This is a genomic window from Nocardia sputorum (assembly GCF_027924405.1).
Classification (GTDB): domain Bacteria; phylum Actinomycetota; class Actinomycetes; order Mycobacteriales; family Mycobacteriaceae; genus Nocardia; species Nocardia sputorum.
Genome location: NZ_AP026978.1, coordinates 121,909 through 142,575, shown reverse-complemented (window position 1 = coordinate 142,575; position 20,667 = coordinate 121,909). Strand labels below are relative to the sequence as shown.

Annotated in this window: 17 protein-coding genes and 1 pseudogene; 10 read left to right on the top strand and 8 right to left on the bottom strand. The window is 70.2% G+C overall.

All coding sequences use genetic code 11. The annotated features are described in order from the left end of the window. Positions 1-19: 19 nt before the first annotated feature. Positions 20-2,173 carry an acyl-CoA dehydrogenase family protein gene (locus tag QMG86_RS00685; RefSeq protein ID WP_281877041.1) on the bottom strand — a complete coding sequence of 718 codons (2,154 nt, stop codon included), beginning with the start codon at positions 2,171-2,173 and terminating at the stop codon, positions 20-22. A gap of 145 nt (positions 2,174-2,318) precedes the next feature. Between QMG86_RS00685 and kstR the strand changes: the two genes are divergently transcribed. The 5 genes and pseudogenes from kstR to QMG86_RS00660 all read left to right on the top strand — a co-directional run bounded on the left by kstR (position 2,319) and on the right by QMG86_RS00660 (position 9,193). Next, entirely contained in the window at positions 2,319-2,969 is a 651-nt protein-coding gene (gene kstR / locus QMG86_RS00680; RefSeq protein WP_043686038.1) for a cholesterol catabolism transcriptional regulator KstR, read from the top strand. A 256-nt stretch (positions 2,970-3,225) separates the two neighbouring features. Continuing rightward, positions 3,226-5,799 (top strand): trehalose-phosphatase, encoded by a 2,574-nt coding sequence (gene otsB, locus QMG86_RS00675; RefSeq protein ID WP_281877039.1) that lies wholly within the window; start codon positions 3,226-3,228, stop codon positions 5,797-5,799. Between the two features lie 163 nt (positions 5,800-5,962). Further along, complete coding sequence (locus QMG86_RS00670; protein ID WP_281877037.1) at positions 5,963-6,844, top strand: metal ABC transporter solute-binding protein, Zn/Mn family; 882 nt, start codon at positions 5,963-5,965, stop codon at positions 6,842-6,844. A 4-nt stretch (positions 6,845-6,848) separates the two neighbouring features. Then, positions 6,849-7,712: pseudogene (locus tag QMG86_RS00665) on the top strand (metal ABC transporter ATP-binding protein); the annotation flags it as partial. 611 nt (positions 7,713-8,323) lie between these two features. After that, positions 8,324-9,193, top strand: coding sequence for a metal ABC transporter permease (locus tag QMG86_RS00660; protein WP_281877035.1), 870 nt, complete (start codon positions 8,324-8,326; stop codon positions 9,191-9,193). A 170-nt stretch (positions 9,194-9,363) separates the two neighbouring features. Here the strand turns inward: QMG86_RS00660 and QMG86_RS00655 are convergent, their stop codons facing one another. Continuing rightward, positions 9,364-9,759: a RidA family protein gene (locus tag QMG86_RS00655; RefSeq protein ID WP_281880707.1), complete on the bottom strand. Its 396-nt coding sequence runs from the start codon at positions 9,757-9,759 to the stop codon at positions 9,364-9,366. A 100-nt stretch (positions 9,760-9,859) separates the two neighbouring features. Between QMG86_RS00655 and QMG86_RS00650 the strand changes: the two genes are divergently transcribed. The 3 genes from QMG86_RS00650 to QMG86_RS00640 all read left to right on the top strand — a co-directional run bounded on the left by QMG86_RS00650 (position 9,860) and on the right by QMG86_RS00640 (position 13,165). Beyond that, on the top strand, positions 9,860-10,834 hold the full coding sequence (locus tag QMG86_RS00650; RefSeq protein WP_281877034.1) for a helix-turn-helix transcriptional regulator: 975 nt from the start codon (positions 9,860-9,862) through the stop codon (positions 10,832-10,834). Positions 10,835-11,130: 296 nt separating this feature from the next. Continuing rightward, a complete protein-coding gene (locus QMG86_RS00645) occupies positions 11,131-12,303 on the top strand; it encodes an acyl-CoA dehydrogenase family protein (RefSeq protein ID WP_281877032.1) in 1,173 nt (390 codons plus the stop codon). A 55-nt stretch (positions 12,304-12,358) separates the two neighbouring features. Continuing rightward, positions 12,359-13,165 (top strand): enoyl-CoA hydratase/isomerase family protein, encoded by an 807-nt coding sequence (locus tag QMG86_RS00640; RefSeq protein ID WP_281877031.1) that lies wholly within the window; start codon positions 12,359-12,361, stop codon positions 13,163-13,165. A gap of 36 nt (positions 13,166-13,201) precedes the next feature. Here the strand turns inward: QMG86_RS00640 and QMG86_RS00635 are convergent, their stop codons facing one another. From QMG86_RS00635 to carD, 6 genes are all read right to left on the bottom strand, one after another. Further along, the gene (locus QMG86_RS00635; RefSeq protein WP_281877029.1) at positions 13,202-13,480 is read right to left on the bottom strand and encodes a DUF4190 domain-containing protein; all 279 of its coding nucleotides are present in this window, start codon (positions 13,478-13,480) and stop codon (positions 13,202-13,204) included. 65 nt (positions 13,481-13,545) lie between these two features. After that, positions 13,546-14,523, bottom strand: a complete 978-nt coding sequence (rlmB, locus tag QMG86_RS00630) for a 23S rRNA (guanosine(2251)-2'-O)-methyltransferase RlmB (protein ID WP_281877027.1) — start codon at positions 14,521-14,523, stop codon at positions 13,546-13,548. Then, positions 14,523-15,929: a cysteine--tRNA ligase gene (gene cysS, locus QMG86_RS00625; RefSeq protein WP_281877025.1), complete on the bottom strand. Its 1,407-nt coding sequence runs from the start codon at positions 15,927-15,929 to the stop codon at positions 14,523-14,525. Before cysS ends, rlmB begins: the two co-directional genes overlap by 1 nt. Positions 15,930-15,993: 64 nt before the next feature. Next, the gene (ispF, locus tag QMG86_RS00620) at positions 15,994-16,461 is read right to left on the bottom strand and encodes a 2-C-methyl-D-erythritol 2,4-cyclodiphosphate synthase (RefSeq protein ID WP_281880705.1); all 468 of its coding nucleotides are present in this window, start codon (positions 16,459-16,461) and stop codon (positions 15,994-15,996) included. A 2-nt stretch (positions 16,462-16,463) separates the two neighbouring features. Then, entirely contained in the window at positions 16,464-17,189 is a 726-nt protein-coding gene (gene ispD / locus QMG86_RS00615) for a 2-C-methyl-D-erythritol 4-phosphate cytidylyltransferase (RefSeq protein ID WP_281877023.1), read from the bottom strand. A gap of 2 nt (positions 17,190-17,191) precedes the next feature. Further along, positions 17,192-17,680, bottom strand: a complete 489-nt coding sequence (gene carD, locus QMG86_RS00610; RefSeq protein WP_011206964.1) for an RNA polymerase-binding transcription factor CarD — start codon at positions 17,678-17,680, stop codon at positions 17,192-17,194. 456 nt (positions 17,681-18,136) lie between these two features. On the opposite strand from carD, the gene QMG86_RS00605 reads away from it, so the two are divergent. Further along, positions 18,137-18,844 carry a hypothetical protein gene (locus QMG86_RS00605; protein ID WP_281880703.1) on the top strand — a complete coding sequence of 236 codons (708 nt, stop codon included), beginning with the start codon at positions 18,137-18,139 and terminating at the stop codon, positions 18,842-18,844. 418 nt (positions 18,845-19,262) lie between these two features. Further along, entirely contained in the window at positions 19,263-20,660 is a 1,398-nt protein-coding gene (gene radA, locus QMG86_RS00600) for a DNA repair protein RadA (protein ID WP_281877022.1), read from the top strand. Positions 20,661-20,667: the final 7 nt, after the last annotated feature.

The following is a 20,667-nucleotide window of genomic DNA, read 5'->3' as shown; positions in this document are numbered from 1 at the left end:
CTCCCGATCGACTGTAGGGCTAGCTGTCCGCGTCACGGGGCAGCCCCAGAATCCGCTCACCGGCCACGGTGAGCAGGATCTGCTCGGTCCCGCCCGCGATCGACAGACAGCGCGTGAGCAGGAACTCCTTGGTGACCTCGGAGTCCTGCGCGCCCAGCGGGCCCGCCGCCTCCGCGGCGAATTCGGCGACCGCTTGGCGGTGGCGCACGCCGACCAGCTTGCGCACGCTGCTCTGCGCGCCGGGGTCCCCGCCCGCCAGCATCTTCACCGCGGCCCGCTGCTCGAGCAGCAGGCCCGCGATCGCCTCAGCGACGAAGCCGCCCAGGCGATCGTTCACCAGCTCCGCGCCGGGACCGGTGGCTGGCGATTTCGCGATCAGCTCTTCGAGCACGGGCCCGATGCCGTTGCCGCCCATGGCCACCCGCTCCGTGGAGAGGGTGGAGCGGGCGATCTTCCATCCGTTGTTCAGCGCGCCGACCACGCAGTCGTCCGGCACGAACACGTCGTCGAGGAAGACCTCGCTGAAACGCGCCTCCCCGGTGATCTGCACCAGCGGGCGCACTTCGAGCCCGGCGCTGTGCATGTCGACCAAGAAGTACGTGATGCCCCGGTGCTTGGCCGCGTCCGGGTCGGTGCGCGCCAGGCAGATCGCCCAATTCGCTTTGTCGCCCAGCGAAGTCCACACCTTCTGACCGCGCAGCACCCAGCCGCCGTCCACTTTCTTCGCGGTGGTGCGCAACGCCGCCAGGTCGGAGCCCGCTTCCGGCTCGCTGAACAGCTGGCACCAGACCACCTCGCCGCGCAAAGTGGGCCAGGCGAAGCGCTCGATCTGCTCCGGCGTCCCGTGCTGCAACAACGTCGGGATCGCCCAGCCGCCGATCGCCAGGTCGGGCGCGGTGAGCCCGGCGCGGCGCAGTTCCTCGGAGATCACCAGGCCGGTCATCGGGTCGGCGGCGCGCCCGTACGGCCGCGGCCAATGCGGCATGACCAGGCCGGCCTCGACCAGCGCGTCGCGCTGCCGCTCGGCGGGCAGCGCCGCGATCCGCGCGACGTCGGCCGCCAGTTCGTGCGCGCGGTCGCCGTCCACGGCGGCCACGCCTTCTTCGGCGAAGACCCGGTCGGCGCCGGTGGTGCGCCGCAGGCCCCGGCGGGTCAGCTCGGTGACCCGGGCCCGCCAGCGCGCCGAACCGCCGAGCAGTTGGCGCAGTGCCGTCGCCCGGCGCAGATACAGGTGCGCGTCGTGTTCCCAGGTGAAGCCGATGCCGCCGAGTACCTGGATGCAGTCCTTGGCGGTCTCGACCGCGGCGTCCAGAGCGATCGCGGCCGCGATGGCGGCGGCGATCGGCAGCTCGGCGCCGCCGTCGTCCACGGCGGCCGCGGTGTCGGCCGCCACGGCGCGGATGAGTTCGGTGCGGCACAGCATCCAGGCGCAGATGTGCTTGACCGCCTGGAACGAACCGATCTTGCGGCCGAACTGCTCGCGCACCTTGGCGTACTCGACCGCGGTCTCCAGGCACCAGCCCGCGAGGCCGGACAGTTCGGCGGCGACCAGCGCGACGAGCAGATCCTCGGCGGCGTGCGGCGCGACGAACACGCGTTCGGTGGGCACGCGCAGGTCGGCGCAGTGCACCCGCGCCAGCGGCGTGCTCGGGTCCAGCGGCGCGAGCGCCTCCACCCGCAAGCCTGCGGCGTCGGGCGGCACCAGGCACCAGCGCTGCCCCTGGGGATGGTCGATCGGCAGCAGCACGGCGGTCCCGGGCGCGGCGCCGAGCACGGAATCCCAGGTACCCGTGAGCAACACACCATCGCTTGCGGCGGGTACGCTCACCGTCGAGCCGACGACGAAGTCGAGCGCGACACCGCACGGCAGGTCCTCGTCGAGCCGCCCGCCGGTGATCAGATTGGCCAAAGCCGTTGCGAGCACCGGGCCGCCGACCAGGTCGTGCGCCGCCTGCTCCACCAGCACGGCCAGATCGGCGACCGACCCGCCCGCACCGCCCGCGTCCTCGGCCACCGCGACCCGGAAGATCCCGATCTCGGCCAGCGCGGGCCAATAGGCGCGCCAGAAGTCGGCCGCACCGGTCCGCATTGTTGCAATTGGACGGACCGACGCCGCCCATCCGCGCATCGACTCCTGGACGGCTTTATGCTCGTCAGTGGTGGCGATGGTCACACTCCATACCGCCTTTCCGGCGTGACTCCCACACCTAGAACATGTTCTAATATCCTAGCCGGGCGGAAGTCAAGAGACCATCGCCGCCGCGGCCACACCGCGCACGCAGCCGACGAAACGACGTTTCCGGAAAGGACTTTCATCAATGGCCAGTCCGTCCCGATCGCAGCCAGCCGACCCGAGCGCGGCCCGGCCCGCGGCCACGGTCACCACGCTCAGCGAGGACGAGCTGAGCTCGGCGGCGCAGCGCGAACGGCGCAAGCGGATCCTGGACGCGACCTTGGCGCTCGCGTCCAAGGGCGGCTACGACGCGGTCCAGATGCGCGCGGTGGCCGAACGCGCCGACGTCGCCGTCGGCACGCTGTACCGCTACTTCCCGTCGAAGGTGCACCTGCTGGTCTCGGCGCTGTCGCGCGAGTTCGAGCAGATCGAGGGCAAACGCAAGCCGCTTGCCGGACAGTCTCCCCAGGAGCGCATGCATCTGCTGCTCACCCAGATCACCCGGATGATGCAGCGCGACCCGCTCCTCACCGAGGCCATGACCAGGGCGTTCATGTTCGCCGACGCCTCGGCCGCCGCCGAGGTGGACCGCGTCGGCAAGGTCATGGACCGCGTGTTCGCCCGCGCCATGAACGACGGCGAGCCCACCGAGCGCCAGCTCGCCATCGCCCGGGTGATCAGCGACGTGTGGCTGTCGAATCTGGTCGCCTGGCTCACCCGGCGCGCCTCGGCCACCGACGTCACCGAGCGCCTGGAACTGACCGTCGACCTGCTGCTGGGCGAGCGCAACCAGTAAGCTTCAGGCGGATCTCTCAGCGCACATCGAGCGATTTCGGCGCCCGGTCACCGCGCCGGGCCCGAAGGGCTCCCGTGCTGCGACGAAGCTCACCTACCCGGATCCCGTTGGCGTCAGCTGGGCAGATCTACCGGACACCGGTTCAGCTCGTGCGTTATGGTGCGCACGCGGACCGGTGTGTTGCTGTGCGGCAAATTCAACCCAGTATTGTTTTGCCCGCCCCTGAAAAAACTCCTCCGATCACTAGGTTGGATGCGTGAGCGCACAGGATCTGCCACTGGAACTTCGCCGTGCACTGTCGACGGTCGCGCGCGTGCCACGGCTGCTGGTCGCATCGGACTACGACGGGACACTCGCGCCCATCGTGTCCGACCCGGCCAAAGCCTTCCCCCATCGGGAATCGGTGAGCGCGTTACGAGCCCTCGCCGGCCTGACCGGGACCACCGCCGCCGTGATCTCCGGCCGCGCGCTGCGAGATCTCGCGGCGCTGTCGCGCCTGCCGGTCGAGGTGCAACTGATCGGCAGCCACGGCTCGGAATTCGACGTGGGCTTCGTGCACGCGATCGACAACGACGCCAAGCATCTGCTCCAAGAGGTGCAGACCGCCCTGAACCAGATCGCCTCGGACAATCCGGGCGTCACCGTCGAGATCAAGCCGGCCAGTGTCGCGCTGCACGTGCGCAACGCCAGCCCGGAGATCGGTCATCGCGCGCTGTCGCAGGTCCGGCTGGGCCCGGCCTGCTGGTTCGGCGTGCAGGTCACCGAGGGCAAGGCGGTCATCGAACTGGCCGTGGTGCAGACCGACAAGGGCACGGCTCTGGACACCGTCCGGCATCAGGCGGGGGCGTCGGCCGCGGTGTTCTTCGGTGACGACGTCACCGACGAGAAGGCGTTCCGGGTGCTGTCGGGGCCCGACGTCGGCATCAAGGTCGGCGACGGCGAGAGCCTGGCCAAGTTCCGGGTGGACAGCACCGAGGCCGTGGCCTGCGCGCTGGCCTACTTGCTGGAGGAGCGCAGGACCTGGCTGGCAGGCGCGAGCGCGCCGCGCATCGAGCGGCTGACCATGCTGGCCAGCCCGCGCTCGGTCGCGCTGCTCACCCCGGACGCCACGGTGACCTGGTTCTGCCACCCCGAACCGGACTCCGCCGCGGTGTTCGCGCACCTGCTCGGCGGCCCGCAGGGCGGTCACTTCACCATCGAGCCCGAACGGCCGGGCCTGCCGCTGTCGCAGCGCTACGTCGACGGCACGATGACCGTCGAAACGCGCTGGGCCAAGTTGCAGGTCACCGACTACCTGCCGCACGACGTGGCGCCCACCCGCACCGACCTCACCCGGGTGATCACCGGCGACGCGAAGGCCGTGATCACCTTCGCCCCCCGGCCGGAGTTCGGCCAGGTGCCGGTGAACCTCGAAGCGCAGGAGGGCGGGCTGCGCGTGTACGGCACCAACGACCCGATCGTGCTGCGCTCCCCCGGCGTGCACTGGGAGATCGTCTCGGACGGAACGCACGAATCGGCCCGGGCCGTGGTGGACCCGTCCAAGGGCCCCGTCGTGCTCGAACTACGCTGTGGCACCGCTGATCTCGATCCAGCTACGACCAGTGAGACGGAGCGGCGGCGGGCCGCGGAGCGGTACTGGTCGGAGTGGGCCGCGACGCTCACGCTGCCGCCGCTCAAGCCCGACCTGATGAAGCGCTCCGCGCTCACCCTGCGCGGCCTGGTGCACGCGCCGTCCGGTTCGATTCTCGCGGCCGCGACCACCTCGCTGCCCGAGGATATCGGCGGTGTGCGCAACTGGGACTACCGCTACTGCTGGCTGCGCGACGCGGCGCTGACCGCGCAGGCGCTGGTCTCGCTCGGCTCGCTCGCCGAGGCCGAGAACTACCTCGGCTGGGTGCACCGGGTGCTGGAGACGTTGCCCGGCCCCGAGCGCCTGCACCCGCTGTACACGCTGTACGGCGAGACGCTGCCGCCGGAGGCCTCGATCGATCAGCTGCCCGGCTACGCGGGCTCGCGCCCGGTGCGCGTCGGCAACGCGGCCAACATGCAGGTACAGCTGGACGTCTTCGGCCCGATCGTCGACCTGATCGCCACCCTGGCGCACGCCAGGGAGCTGCGTGGCGTCACCGATCCGGCGGACGTGCTGCCCGACGCCGACTGGGAGCTGGTCTGCGCCATGGTCGCGGCCGTGCAGCGGCGCTGGCAGGAGCCCGACCACGGCATCTGGGAGATCCGCGGCAACCCGCGCCACCACGTGTACTCGAAGGTGATGGGCTGGCTGACCGTCGACCGGGCGCTGACCCTGGCGCAGAAGTTCGACCGCGAGGTCGATCCGGCCTGGTCGGTGCTGCGCGACACCATCGCCGACGAGGTGAAGGCGAAGGGCTGGAACGACGAGGTCCAGTCCTACACCGCGGCCTACGACGGCACGGACCTGGACGCGGCGACGCTGCACATCGGGTTGAGCGGTCTGATCGACCCGTCCGACCCGCGCTTCGCGGCGACCGTCGTGGCGACCGAGGCCGAGCTGCGCAGCGGGTCGACGGTGTACCGCTACCACCACGACGACGGCCTGCCCGGCGGCGAAGGCGGATTCCACCTGTGCGCCGCCTGGCTGGTCGAGGCGTACCTGCTGATCGGGAAGCGCTCCGACGCCGAGGCGCTGTTCGCGCAGCTGGTCGACGTGGCCGGTCCGACCGGGCTGCTCAGCGAGGAGTACGACCCGGTGGCCGAGCGCTCGCTGGGCAACCACCCGCAGGCCTACAGCCATCTCGGCCTGTTGCGCTGCGCGCAGTTGCTGGGACAACCGGTGGAGGCCGCGCTGGTCTGACAGCGCGCAGCCGGCCGAGGGCCCGCGAACGAGGAATCGTTCCCGGGCCCTTCGCATTCCGTTCTTTCGAGGGGCTTCTCGGCTCGCGGCTAACCGTCCCCTGCTAGAGTTAAACGGGAACGATTTCCATTATGATCTAGAGCACTGCCAGGAGTACCCCCACGTGAGAACCGGATTTGCCATCACCTGCGCAGGCATCGCTGTGGGGGTTGTCTCCGCCCTGACGCTGACCGCCTGCGGCGGATCGAACGACGACGCACGGCCCACCGTCGTCGCCTCCACCGACGTCTGGGGCGACATCGCCGCCGCCGTCGCCGGCCCCGACGCCGCCGTCCGGTCGCTGATCACCGATCCGTCCGCCGACCCGCACTCCCACGAGACCTCCGCCGTCGAGTCGGCCGCGCTCAGCGATGCCGACCTCGTGGTCTACAACGGCGGCGGCTACGACGAGTTCGCGGAGAAGGCGGTGGCGGGCACGAACAAGCGCACCGTGGACGCGTTCTCCGTGCGCGTCGACCAGAGCGACGACAACGAGCACGTCTGGTACGACGTGCGCACCGTCGACGTGGTCGCCGACCGGATCGCGGCCCAGCTCGGCGAACTGGACCCGGACAAGGCCGCGGCCTACGCCGAGCGCGCCGCGACGTTCAAGAACCGGCTCGCCGCGGTCGCCGCCATCACTGGCAAGCTCGCCGCCGAGCACCCGAAGACGCCGGTCCTGCAAACCGAACCCCTCGCGCACTACCTGGTGGCCGCCGCCGGAGCCGAGGACCTGACTCCGCACGAGTTCCAGGAAGCCGTCGAGCAGGAGACCGACCCGGCGCCCGCGGCCGTCGCGGCGACTCAGGATCTGCTCACGGGCAAACGGGTCCGCGCGCTGATCTACAACGTGCAGACCGAGGACAAGATCACCAAGGACCTGCGCGGCACCGCGCAGAACGCGGGCGTCGCGATCGTCGAGGTGACCGAGACCCTGCCCGACGGCGTGGATTACATTCAGTGGCAGACGAAGAACGCGCAGGCGCTGGCCGCCGCGCTGGGCTGAGCAGATGACCGAGGGAGCCGCGCTGACCGAGCACACCGACGGGGTGGACCGGCGGCGATCGAACAGCGGCGACGACTCGGCCGCGGTGCGGCTGGAGGCGGCCCGCCTCTCGTTCGGGGGCCGAACGTTATGGGACGGGCTGGATCTCACCGTCGCGCCGGGCGAATTCGTCGCGATACTCGGCCCGAACGGGTCGGGCAAGACCTCGCTGCTGAAGGTGCTGCTCGGTCAAGTCGGTTTGAGTTCCGGCACGGCGCGGATCGCGGGCTCTCCCGCGCGCGCGGGCAATCACGACATCGGTTATGTGCCGCAACAGAAGACGATCGACGCCGGGGTGCAGTTGCGCGGCGTCGACCTCGTCGGGCTCGGTGTCGACGGGCATCGCTGGGGGCTCGGCTTGCGCTCCCGCGCCGAGCGCAAGCGCAAGGTGGCCGCGGCCATCGCCGACGTCGGAGCGGAGCACTTCGCCCACGCGCCGCTGGAATCGATGTCCGGCGGCGAGCAACAGCGCCTGCGGGTGGCGCAGGCGCTGGTCGGCGATCCGAAGGTGCTGCTGTGCGACGAACCGTTGCTCAGCCTGGATCTGGCGAATCAGCGACTGGTGGCCGAACTGATCGATCGCCGCAGGCGCACCCACGACACGGCGGTGTTGTTCGTAACGCACGAGATCAACCCGATTCTGCCGCTGGTGGATCGGGTGCTCTACCTGGTCGACGGCAGGTTCCGGATCGGGACGCCCGAGCAGGTGATGACCTCGGCGGTGCTGTCGGAGCTGTACCGCACCCAGGTGGACGTCCTGCGGGTGCGCGGGCGTCTGGTGGTCGTCGGCACCGGCGACACCATGGACGCGCTGGGCACCGCAGGCGGTCACTGTCACGGCCCGGCCGGCGACGAATTCCCACACGGCGACTCGGCCTCCGCCTCGGCACCGGCGGACGATGCCGCGACGGGGGCATCCGCAGCAGAGCCGATTCCCACCACACAGACCCCGGCAATCACCGACGCTGCCCCCGCGATACCGGCCGACTCCGGAACCAGCGCGCGGGGCGGCCTGTCCACAACCCACTCGGTAACCAGCGGCGCCGTCCCGGGCGACCAAACGGCTACGGCCCGCGCGTCCGCCCGCCCGATTCCAGGCGGATCGTCGACCGACGACGAAACAACCGCCCCCGCAACTTCGGCCGATCTCCAGACCAGCGCACGAACCGACCACGCAACCCGCCCGGCGGCCAACGGCACCCGAACACCGGCGGTTCCAACCACCGCCGACCGCGCGAACTCGGGCCGGTCGGCGAGCACCGGAGCGGCAGGCGACGCGTCGCCGCCGAGCCTGGCCATCGCGGTGGCGGCTGACGGGGCGATCGGCTCGTTACACGGCAACGGCGCGCCGTCGGCATCTCAGGCTTCGGCGGACTCTCCGGAGGGCAAAGGCGGCCGTCCAGCCCGGCCCGCGGATCCCGAACAGAGCGGAGCGCGGTCGTGACCGACAAGCTCTCCGGCGTCCTCGGCAAGATGCTCGACTTCGGCACCACCGCGAACCTGCTGTCCTACGGCTTCGTCCAGCAGGCACTGCTCGCCGCGGCGCTGCTCGGGCTGCTGTCGGGAGTGATCGGTCCGCTCATCATCAGCAGGCAGATGTCGTTCGCCGTGCACGGCACCAGCGAGCTGTCGCTGACCGGCGCCGCCGCCGCGCTGCTGGCGGGGGTGGGGGTAGGTCTGGGCGCCATCGCGGGGTCGGTGGTCGCCGCGGTGTTGTTCGGCCTGCTCGGGACCCGCGCGCGCGAACGCGATTCGGTGATCGCGGTGGTGCTCTCGTTCGGCCTGGGTCTCTCGGTGCTGTTCCTGTGGCTGGGGCCCGATCGCGCGGGATCGAAATTCTCGCTGCTGACCGGCCAGGTGGTCAGCGTGGGCAACAACGGTCTCGGCCTGCTCGCCGTTTGCACCGCCGGGGTGATCGCCGTGCTCGCGTTCGTCTACCGGCCGCTGCTGTTCGCCAGCTCCGACCCGGAGGTGGCGGTGGCGCGCGGTGTTCCGGTGCGCGCGCTGTCCATCGTGTTCGCCGTGCTGCTCGGCATCACCGCGGCGTTCGGCGTGCAGATCGTCGGCGCGCTGCTGGTCCTGGCCCTGCTGATCACCCCGGCCGCCGCGGCCGCCCAGCTCACCGCGGACCCGATCCGCGCGACGATGCTCGCCGTGGTGTTCGCGGAAGTCGCCGCCGTGGGCGGCATTCTGCTGTCGCTCGCGCCGGGCGTCCCGGTCTCGACCTTCGTCACCACCATCTCGTTCCTGATCTACCTCGCGTGCCGCGTGCTCGGCACCCGTAACCGCCGACTCGCCCGCGCCCGCTGAGCCACGGGTCACCGGTCCGGCCTACCGCTGCCGGCGTCGTGCCGGTCGCATGCCTCGCGGGACTCGCCGTCCCCCGGATGGTCGGCACGCGCTCCAGAGCCGCTGAGACGGGCGAATCACCACTTTCCGCTCCTCGTGCCGGTTCAACGGGCACGAGGAGCGGCGCCGCATCACGCGACGGCGGTGCCCTCGAGCTCGACCATCTGGCCCGGGACAGCCAGGCGTGTGACGCCGAGCATCGTGGTGGCCGGTGCCACCCCAGCGGCGCCCAACCGCGACGCCAGCACACCGTAGTGCGGGAACAGCAGGTCGACGTCGGTGGTGTAGACGTTCAGGCGAACGAGGTTCGCGAGAGACATACCGGCCTCGCCGAGCACGGCCTCCAAGTTGTCGAGGCTCAGCGCCAACTGCGCCGCCATGTCCCCGTCATGCTGGGGCTTGCCGTCGCCGCTCATCGCGGTCTGCCCGGAGCAGTACAGGGTCCGGGTGTGCCCGGAGACCAGCTCACCCTGGTTGAAACCCAGCTCCGCCGCCCACGTCACCGGGTTGACCGCCGTTCGTTGCACTCCCACATCAGCTCCCATCAATCCATCGAGAATTCCTACGCAGATGAGCCTCCCAACAAATCACGACATCCTCCGTCGTGTATTCCGGTAGGTTTTCCGGATGCGCGCCGACCGATTGGTCTCGCTGGTGCTGCTGCTGCGTCAGCGCGGTCGGTTGACCGCGGACGCGCTCGCCCGCGAGCTGGAGGTATCCACCCGCACGGTGCTGCGCGACATCGAAGCCCTGTCCGCGGCCGGCGTCCCGGTCTACGCCGAGCGCGGGCGGCACGGCGGTTTCGCGTTGTTACCGGGGTTCCAGACCGAACTCACCGGTCTGAACCACGACGAGGCGCTCGCCCTGCTCGTCGCCGGAACTCGGCGCGGCGCGCAAATATTCGGCCTGGGCTCGGCGCTCGCTTCGGCCATGCTCAAGGTGGTCGACGCGCTGCCGGAAAGTTATCGGGCCACCGCGAGCGACGCGGCACAGCGACTGCTCATCGACCCGGAAACCGACCTCCTCTCACGGCGGCTGGCCGCCGAGGAGGTGCCCGACGCCGTAGTGACCGAGATCCGGCGAGCGGTGTTCGCCGGGCACAAGCTGCGCATCCATTACGCGGCTGTGGACCAGACCCCGGCGTGGCGCACGGTGGACCCGATCGGCTTGGTCACCGCGCGCGGCCAGGGATACTTGCTGGCCACGAGGTCCGGCGCGGACCGCACCTACCGGTTGTCGCGTGTGCTGGCCGCCGAGGAACTTCCCGAACCCGCACAGCGCCCGGACCGGGTCGATCTGGACCGGGCCTGGCAGGAACGGAGCACGCGGTTCCGGATGGGCGGCGACCAAGTCACCGTGCTGGTGCGGGTGGACCCGGCCCGGCGGGACGACCTGGTGAGCACCGCACTCACCGTCCGCGCCGAAGAAGCCGACGCCGACGGCCGGCTGCGGCTGGAGGTGACCTTCCAGGATTCCCGGCATGCCGAATGGGCGCTGTGGCAGCTCGCCGCGGACGCGGAAGCCCTCTCCCCGGAGTGGTTGCGCACTTCCCTGCGCGACCGCGCCGCCGCAATCGCCGCCTGCTACGGAGCGTCGCCATGAAGGTCGTCGCACGCCCTCGGCCACACGTCGCCGCAGGTTCGTCGCTGTCCCGCCTTCGTCATCTCGGCGCACCGACCTCGAGCTCGGCCGCGGAGGCCGTTCAGGGGATGCCCGCGCGATCGGTGCGGTTCTCGGCACCGTCTCCGGCTATGCCGAGGCCGCAGTCAGCCATTGTCGACGCAGCTCAGGACGCATACCAGGAAGCGACACACCATTGATGGCAGCCGCCTTCAGTCGGTACCGGATACTTTCGTATGCTCGACACGTCGCGCCCCCCGAACGAATGGTGACCAACGATGATCGACTTCGCGATTCCCGCCGACCTCGCCGCCGAACGCGACCGAGTACGCCGATTCGTCATCGACAAGATCGTCCCTTACGAGCGGGATCCGCGCCTGACCGCGCACGGCCCCACCGACGAGCTGCGGCAGGAACTCGTCGAACTCGCCCGCGCCGAGAAACTGCTCACCGTGCAGGCGCCGGAGTCGCTCGGCGGGCGCGGCCTGACCCACATCGAGCAGGCGGTGATCTACGAGGCGGCGGGCTGGTCCACACTCGGCCCGGTCGCGATGAACTGCGCGGCGCCCGACGAGGGCAACATGTTCCTGCTGTCCAAGGTGGCCGACCCCGACCAGGTCCAGCGCTATCTGGCCCCCGTGGTCGCGGGCCACCAACGCTCGGTCTTCGCCATGACCGAGCCCGACGGCGCCGGCTCCGACCCGGCCCAACTCGCCACCACCGCGACCTTCGACGGCGAGAACTTCACCATCAACGGCCGCAAATGGCTGATCACCGGCGCGAACGGCGCGAAGACCTGGATCATCATGGCGCGCCTTGCCGCCAACTCGCACTTGCCCGAGGGCCCCACGCTGTTCCTGGCCGACGGCGGCCAGCCCGGCATCGTCATCGAGCGCACGATGAACACGATGGACCGCAACTACGTCGCCGGGCACGGCGTGGTCCGCTTCGACGATCTGGTGCTGCCGCGAGAGGCGCTGCTCGGCGAGGCGGGCCAGGCGCTGCGCTACGCCCAGCTCCGGCTCGCCCCGGCCCGCCTCACCCACTGCATGCGCTGGCTCGGCGCCGCCGAACGCGCCCAGAGCATCGCGATCGAGCACGCCCGCACCCGCACCGCGTTCGGCAAACCGATCGGCGAGCACGAGGGCGTGTCGTTCATGCTCGCCGACAACGAGATCGCCCTGCACCAGTGCAGGCTGACCATCTGGCACGCGTGCTGGCTGATGGACAACGGCGAGAAGGCGCGGCACGAGAGTTCGATCGCCAAGTCGTTCGTGTCCGAGGAACTGTTCAAGGTCGCCGACCGGTGCGTGCAGGTGCTCGGCGGCATCGGCATCAGCGACGAGACGGTCGTCGAGATGATCTTCCGGGACATGCGCGCGTTCCGCCTCTACGACGGGCCGACCGAGGTGCACAAGTACGCCATCGGGCGGAAGGTGCTGCGCGGATAGCGGAGGACTTTCGGCCCCGGGTCAGGTGCGCGTCCGTCGGCTAACATCCTGTGGCATGAGTTCGGAACTGCACGTCGATGTCTCGCGAGGCGTCGCCGTGCTCACGCTCAACCGTCCCGCCCAGCAGAACGCCTTCACCCCCACGATGGCGGCCGAATTGGGCGCCGCGTTGCAGCGCTGCGATTCGGAAGACGCCATCCGTGCCGTGGTCGTCACCGGCACCCCGCCCGCGTTCTGCGCGGGCGCGGACCTGTCCAACCGGGTGGGCGAGGTCAGCGCCACCATCGATCCGCCACCGTGGCGGGTGCGCAAGCCGGTAATCGCGGCCGTGAACGGCCACGCGGTCGGCATCGGCCTGGCCCTGGCCCTGCAGTGCGACCTGCGCTACCTGGCCCGCGACGCGGTGTACGGGCTGAACCAGGTGCGTCGCGGCGTCCTCGCCGACGGCTACGCGCACTGGACGCTACCCAGGCTCGTCGGCATGGCCAACGCCGCCGACATCATGCTGACCGGCCGCACGTTCGACGGTGACGAGGCGAAGGCGATGGGGCTGGCCAACAGCTCGCTACCCGCGGGCGAGGTGCTACCCACCGCGCTGGCCGTCGCGCACGACATCGCGAACGGCTCGGCGCCGCTACCGGTGGCACTGTCCAAGCGGCTGCTCTGGGAAGGGCTCGGGATGAGCCCCGCCGTGGTCGGCCAATTGGAAACCGAACTCAACCAGCACGCGTCCAAGAGCGTCGACGGCGGCGAGGCCATGGCCGCGTTCCGGGATCGCAGGCAGCCCAGCTGGTCGGGCAGCGTCAGCTCGGAATGGCCCGCCTGGGACGCCGAGGAGCGCGAACGGCCGAGTCTGGACTAGACCCTGTCGGCCCACGGCGTGGCCCCGCGGCCTCGCTCAAGCATTACCGCCGATCAGGATGAGCAGGAACAGCACCGCGAAGATGATCATCAGGACGGTGCCGATGACGCCGAGGACGTAGCCCACCAGCACCTGGGCCCGGCCACCGTACGCGCCGCCGGATTCCTCGATCTGGTCGAGTGCGCGCCGTCCCAGCGCCCACGCCACCGGCCCGAGCACCCCGCAGCAAAGGACGCTCGCCGCGCCGAGAAACAACACCGCCGTCGCGTTCGGATGCTCGACCGGAGTACCGATGGGCTGATTGGGTATCACCACCAGCCGAATTCTACTGGGCGGGGCCGCCTCTCCGGGTTTTTAGGCGTACGAGGCGGAAACGGCGCTCAGGCGCGGCGCTGGCGGGCGACTTCGGAGAGCACCACGCCTGCGGCGACCGACGCGTTCAGCGATTCCACCGGACCCGCCATCGGAATCGACAGAATCGCGTCACAGGACTCACGGACCAGGCGGGACAGGCCCTTGCCCTCCGAACCGACCACGATCACGGTCGGCTCGCGGCCGTCGAAATCGTCCAGCGAAGTGTTGCCCCCGGCGTCCAAGCCGACGATCTGAACGCCCTGAGCGGCCCAATCCTTCAGCGTCCGTGTGAGATTCGTCGCGCGGGCGACCGGAAGCCGAGCGGCGGCGCCCGCGCTGGTGCGCCAGGCCACCGCGGTGACGCTCGCGCTGCGCCGCTGCGGGATCAGGACGCCGTGGCCACCGAAGGCCGCCACGGACCGCACCACAGCGCCCAGGTTGCGGGGGTCGGAGATGTTGTCCAGCGCGACCAGCAAAGCGGGCTGCGCGGATCCGCGCGCCCGGTCGAGCAGGTCGTCAGGGTGGGCGTAGCGATACGGCGGCACCTGGAGGGCGACGCCCTGATGCAGACCATTGGCGCTCAACCGGTCCAGATCGGTGCGCGGCACCTCCAGGATGGAGATGCCGGTGTCGGCGGCGAGCCGCACGCTCTCGGTCAACCGGTCGTCGTTCTCGGTGCCGACCGCGACGTAGAGCGCCGTCGCGGGCACGCCCGCGCGCAGGCACTCGACCACCGGATTGCGTCCGAGCACCAGTTCCGGACCGTCGTCGGTCTTGCGTCCGGCGGGCCGGGCCGCCCCGCCGCGCGCGGTCGAGCGCGCTTGCGCCGCTTTGGCTTTCGCGGCCGCGCGCTTGGCGGCGGGATGCTTGGTCCGCATCTCGGCGGGCGGGGTGGCGCCACGCCCTTCCAATCCGCGCCTGCGTTTGCCGCCGGACCCGACCACGGCACCCTTCTTGGTGCCGCTCTTGCGCACCGCACCTCGGCGCTGCGAATTGCCTGCCATCACTGGGCCTTTCCGGTTTGCGATGCGCCGAGCGCCCATTCGGGGCCGTTGGCGGTGTCGGTGACCTCGATACCCGCCGACTGCAGGCGATCGCGCACGGCGTCGGCGGTCGCCCAGTCCTTCGCGGCGCGCGCTTCCTGGCGGCGGTCGAGTTCCGCCCGCACCAGCACGTCGAGAGCGCTGAGCGCGGCGGAGGAATCGCTCGGCGTGTACCAATGCGGGTCCAGCGGGTCGACGCCGAGAACGGCGAGCATGGCGCGCACCTGGCTCGCCAAGTCGCGCGCCGAGTCGATCGCGCCTGCCTCCAACGCCTTGTTGCCGTCATGCACCGCGCGGTGGATCTCCGCCAGCGCCTTCGGCACCGCGAGATCGTCGTCGAGGGCGGCGGCGAACGCGTCGGTCCACTTACCCACCGGAATAGCACCGGCCCGGTCCACCACCCGGTTCACGAACGCCTCGATGCGCTGGTAGGACTGCGCCGCGTCGTGCAGCGCCTTGTCCGAGTACTCCAGCATCGAGCGGTAATGCGCGCTACCGAGGTAGAACCGCAATTCGACGGCACGGACCTGCTTGAGCACGTTCGGCACGGACAGCACGTTGCCCAGCGACTTGGACATCTTCTCGCCGCCCATGGTCACCCAGCCGTTGTGCAGCCAGTACCTGGCGAAGCCGTCCCCGGCTCCCTTCGACTGGGCGATCTCGTTCTCGTGGTGCGGGAACACCAGATCCATACCGCCGCAATGGATGTCGAACTCCGAACCGAGATAGAACTCGGCCATCGCGGAGCACTCCAGGTGCCACCCCGGGCGGCCAGGACCCCACGGCGACGGCCAGGTGGGCTCGCCCGGCTTGGCCGCTTTCCACAGGGTGAAGTCGCGCGGGTCGCGTTTGCCCTCGCCCGCGCTCTCCCCCTGATGCACGTCGTCGAGCCGGTGGCCGGACAGCTTGCCGTAATCCGGATAGCTGACCACGTCGAAGTACACGTTGCCCGCCGAGGCGTAGGCGTGACCGCGCTCGATCAGCCGCTGCATCATCTCGACCATCTGGGTGATGTGGCCGGTGGCGCGCGGCTCCGCGGACGGCGGCAGCACACCGAGCTGTTCGTAGGCGCGATCGAAGGCGCGCTCGTGCGTGGCGGCCCACTCCCACCACGGCCTGCCCGCCTCGGCGGCCTTGATCAGGATCTTGTCCTCGATATCGGTGACGTTGCGGATGAAGAAGACGTCGATATCGTGCGCGAGCAGCCAGCGTCGCAGCACGTCGAACGCGACTCCGCTACGCACGTGGCCGATGTGCGGCTCGCCCTGCACGGTGGCGCCACAGAGATACACCGAAGCACGGCCGGGGACCAAGGGCGCGAAATCGCGCACGGTCCGCGTGTCGGTGTCAAAGAGGCGCAGCGTCACGGCAGTCGATCCTAGCTGGTGTATAAGGTCGTTCACGGACCGGCTCGGGTCCGTCGGAGCTGGATCAACGACAGGCTTGCAGCAGGGCCGTCGCCACGGCGGCGACGCCCTCACCCCGACCGGTCAGGCCGAGCCCGTCGGTAGTCGTGCCGGACACCGAGACCGGCGCGTCGAGCAGCTCGCCGAGCACCTGTTGCGCCTCGGCGCGCCGAGGCCCGATCTTGGGCCGGTTGCCGATGACCTGCACCGCGGCGTTGACCACTTCGAAGCCCGCTTCGTTCAGTAACCTGCGGACTTCCTTCAGCATGGCCGCGCCGGAGACACCCGCCCATTCCGGGCGTCCGGTGCCGAAGACCGCGCCGACATCGCCGAGGCCCGCCGCGGACAGCAGCGCGTCGCACAGCGCGTGCGCGGCGACGTCGCCGTCCGAGTGACCGGCGCAGCCGTCGTCGCCGTCGAACAGCAGACCGGCCATCCAGCAGGGCCGGCCCGCTTCGATCGGATGGACGTCACTGCCGATGCCGACGCGCATGCTCACGGCGCCACCACCGGTCCGAGGCTCGCGCCGTCGAGCACCGCGCCCGCGAGCCGGAGGTCGAGCGGAGTGGTGATCTTGAAAGCCAGCGGATCGCCGGGGATGGTGTGGACCGCGACGCCGAGTCGCTCCACCAGCCCCGCGTCGTCGGTGGCCTGGATGCCCTCGGGCGCGTAGGCAGAGCGGAGGAGATCGGCCGCGAAGCCCTGCGGCGTCTGGATGGCGCGCAAACACGCGCGATCGGGGGTACCGGTCACCGCGCCGACCGCGTCGACGGACTTGATGGTGTCGGCCACCGGGAGCCCGGGAATCACCGCGGGCCGGCCCGCGCGCAATTCCGCCGCGACCCGCGCGATGAGTTCGGGCGGCGTGAGGGCTCGGGCGGCGTCGTGCACCAGGAAGAAGGCGGCGTCGGGCGCCGCGGCGATACCCGCCCGCACCGAGTCGATGCGTTCGGCGCCGCCGACGACCACCTGAACCGAACTCGTGGGCGGCAGCAGGGCAACGGCGCTGTCGACGAGTTCGGTGGGAACCATCACGATGATCCGGTCGACCGCGCCGGAGGCGATCAAGCCTTCGACGGCGAGCCGGACCATGGGCGTGCCGCCGACCGGGACGAACGCCTTGGGTGTGGATTCACCCAGACGCACGCCACGGCCGGCGGCAGGCACCAGAGCAACGACGGGTCCGTCGGTGGAACGGACACCGTTGTCAGGTTTGTTCACGGTCAGGAAGCCGCTGCGAGGACCTCATCGAGCAGGGTCTCGGCCTTGCCGTCATCGGTGCCTTCGGCCAGCGCGAGCTCACCGACAAGAATCTGCCGTGCCTTGGCGAGCATGCGCTTCTCGCCCGCGGACAGGCCGCGGTCCTGTTCCCGGCGCCACAGATCGCGAACGACCTCGGCCACCTTGTTCACATCGCCGGAGGCGAGCTTCTCGAGGTTGGCCTTGTAGCGGCGGGACCAGTTGGTCGGCTCCTCCGTATGCGGCGCGCGAAGCACCTGGAAGACCCGATCGAGACCCTCCTGACCCACGACGTCACGCACGCCGACGTATTCGGCGTTCTCCGCGGGAACCCGAACAGTGAGATCGCCTTGGGCGACCTTCAGGACCAGATACTCTTTTTGCTCACCCTTGATGGTGCGAGTCTCGATTGCTTCGATCAGCGCCGCTCCGTGGTGGGGGTAAACGACGGTGTCTCCGACCTTAAAAATCATGTGTCCCGTGCCCCTTTCGATGTTCACAGTTTAACATGCGACTCGATAACGGCGCGATCAACTGTGCAGGTCAGGGCCACAACGAGGCTACCGTGGGGCTTGACAGATGCCAGGCGGTGTGCATTACGTTGTGCCAGAAGGGGTTATCTTCGGGCTCGTTCCGCGCCGCTCGCCTCCCGCGCGCCGGCACCTTCGCGGCAACCTCCGAAGCTCGATCGAACCGTTATCGACATGCCGAGTGTCGGCGCGGATGTCCTGTGGCCCGCCGCACACCGCGCATTCGCAGCGCGATGCCGCGTCCGCGTTCCACACGGCCCCCGCGCCCGGTCCGCCGAGGGAACTACTACGCTGCCTAGTTACTACGCTCCCGCGCGGAGCCAGAGCCCGGTCGACATGGAGGGACAACCCGTGACTGCCCTGAAAGCTGTGACCGCCCCGAAGGGGGCGCGACGTCGCATGGTGACGGTTGCCGCACTCGCCGCCGGAGCGGCGATCGCGCTGTCCGGCTGCGGCGCGGGCCAGATCTCGCAGACCGCGGAGCAGGTCGCCGCCGTGAACGGCAACCACGCCGACGTCGGCCGCATCGCGCTGCGCAACGTGCACATCGTGTACCCCACCGAGGGCACCGCGTACAACAACGCCAAAGGCGGCAAGGCGCTCATCGCGTTGTCCATCGTCAACAACGGCGAGTCCGTCCGCGATGAGCTGACCAGCATCACCACCGACCTCGGCACCGTCAAGATCACCCCGGCCTCCGGCAAGTCCGTCGTCGAGCTCGCCCCGCAGCAGACCGTCGTCGCGGCCGATCACCCGGTCAAGCGCGAAGCCGCGTCCACCACGACCAGCGCCGCGCCGACCACGAGCGCCACCGCGCCCACCTCCGCGCCCCGTTCCGCCGCGCCGACCACCACCGCCGACTCGCACGGCGCGGGCGAGCACGGCTCCCCGGCCGCCTCCGAGGACCCGGAAGCCAATCCGATCCTGATCGAGATCACCGGCCTCACCAGGGACGTCACCCCCGGCCTGACCTACAACGTCTCGTTCAACTTCAAGCAGAACGGCACCGTCCAGGTCCAGGTCCCGGTCGACGCGGGCCAGCACACCGAGCGCCACGAGTCCGACAAGTCCGGCCCGGCCGAAGCTGAGCACTCCGGCGGCCACTGAGCTGTATCCGATTTGCCGCGCCTACGGCGCGGCGGGTTCGCGGCCCCTCGATGGTTCGTGTCCGGGCGGGCGAGACTCGCGACTGCGTCGCATGCGCTTCGCCCACCCGGACACGAACCGGTCCGCGAACGGCGCTCGTAAGACTTGCGCCAATCAGGGCTCGACGAGCTAACCCGCGCACCCGTTTGTAGTTCGCTTCGCTACCGACGCACCCAGCTCACCCCGACCCCGTCTTCCGAGCGAAGCGAGACCGAGCATCCGCCGTTCGCGGCCCGGCTCGCGTTTGCGCGGCCGTCGCGTAGGTGACGAAGGAGCAAGCGGCGGTCGCGCAAACGCGAGCCACAAGAGGGCCGCGAACACGCCGCGACGCAGTCGCGGCAAATCCAACACTGTCGGGGTTGGTGCGTATGGTGCCCGTGTGGCAAAGACCAAGCCGACCTTTCGGTGCTCCGCCTGTTCGCACGAAGTCGCCAAGTGGGTGGGCAAGTGTCCTGAGTGCGGGGCCTGGGGCACCGTCGACGAGATAGTGGCAGGGGCGGGGGCGGTCGGGGCTCCGGGGCGGAAGGCGATGTTGCCCAGTACTGCGGCCGCGCCGATCTCGCAGATCGATTCCAAGGTCACCAAAGCGCGGCCGACCGGCGTCAGCGAGCTGGACCGGGTGCTCGGCGGCGGGGTGGTGCCCGGATCGGTGGTGTTGCTGTCCGGCGAGCCGGGGGTGGGCAAGTCGACGCTGCTGCTCGAGGTGGCGCATCGCTGGGCGGCCCAGCGCGAGGAGAAGTCGCTGTACGTCACCGCCGAGGAGTCGGCGGGGCAGGTCCGGTTGCGGGCCGACCGCACCGGCGCGGTGCACGACCGGGTCTATCTGGCCGCGGAATCGGACCTGTCGATCGTGCTCGGGCATGTCGAGCAGGTGCGCCCGACGCTGCTGGTGGTCGACTCGGTGCAGACGATGCTCGCGCCGGAGGTGGACGGCGTGATCGGCGGCGTCACCCAGGTCCGCGAGGTGACCGCCGCGCTGACCTCGCTGGCCAAGGCGAGCGGGATCGCGGTGCTGCTGGTCGGGCACGTCACCAAAGACGGCAATGTCGCGGGCCCGCGCACGCTCGAGCACTTGGTCGACGTGGTCCTGCAGTTCGAAGGCGACAAGAACTCCACACTGCGCATGGTGCGCGGCATCAAGAACCGCTTCGGCAGCGCCGACGAGGTGGGCTGCTTCGAGTTGCACGAGGACGGCATCGCCTGCGTCGACGACCCGTCCGGACTGTTCCTGCACCATCGGACGGATTCCGTGCCGGGCACCGCGGTGACCGTCGCGATGGACGGCAAGCGTCCGCTGGTCGGCGAGGTGCAGGGCCTGACCGTGAAGACCGAGATCCCGCAGCCGCGCCGCGCGGTGAGCGGCCTGGACTACAACCGGGTCGCCATGGTGCTGGCCGTCCTGCAGAGCCGGGGCCGGGTGTTTCTCGGCAAGAGCGACGTCTACGCCGCGACGGTCGGCGGCATGCGGCTGGTCGAGCCGTCCGCCGACCTGGCCATCGCGCTCGCCATCGCCAGTGCCGAGTCCGACGTTCCGATCCCGCCGGGCTGGGTGATCCTCGGCGAGGTCGGGCTCGCGGGCGAGGTCCGTAAAGTGACCGGCCTCAACCGGCGGCTGGCCGAAGCCGAACGGCTCGGTTTCACCACCGCCCTGGTGCCGCCCGGCCTCGCGCCGGTGCGGAGCACCATGAAGATCTACGAGGTCACCGACCTCCGCTCCGCCATCCGCATAGCCGGCCTGCGCAAACTACGCGCCGCACCCGAAGAAGCCGCCAGCTGACCGCTCC

Bases quoted from the DNA above. Each gene is read 5' to 3' on its own strand.
- kstR (WP_043686038.1), top strand. From the start codon at position 2,319: ATGGCCAGTCCGTCCCGATCGCAGCCAGCCGACCCGAGCGCGGCCCGG.
- QMG86_RS00650 (WP_281877034.1), top strand. From the start codon at position 9,860: ATGCGCGCCGACCGATTGGTCTCGCTGGTGCTGCTGCTGCGTCAGCGC.
- QMG86_RS00645 (WP_281877032.1), top strand. From the start codon at position 11,131: ATGATCGACTTCGCGATTCCCGCCGACCTCGCCGCCGAACGCGACCGA.
- QMG86_RS00640 (WP_281877031.1), top strand. From the start codon at position 12,359: ATGAGTTCGGAACTGCACGTCGATGTCTCGCGAGGCGTCGCCGTGCTC.
- rlmB (WP_281877027.1), bottom strand. From the start codon at position 14,523: ATGGCAGGCAATTCGCAGCGCCGAGGTGCGGTGCGCAAGAGCGGCACC.
- ispF (WP_281880705.1), bottom strand. From the start codon at position 16,461: ATGCGCGTCGGCATCGGCAGTGACGTCCATCCGATCGAAGCGGGCCGG.
- carD (WP_011206964.1), bottom strand. From the start codon at position 17,680: ATGATTTTTAAGGTCGGAGACACCGTCGTTTACCCCCACCACGGAGCG.
- QMG86_RS00605 (WP_281880703.1), top strand. From the start codon at position 18,137: ATGGTGACGGTTGCCGCACTCGCCGCCGGAGCGGCGATCGCGCTGTCC.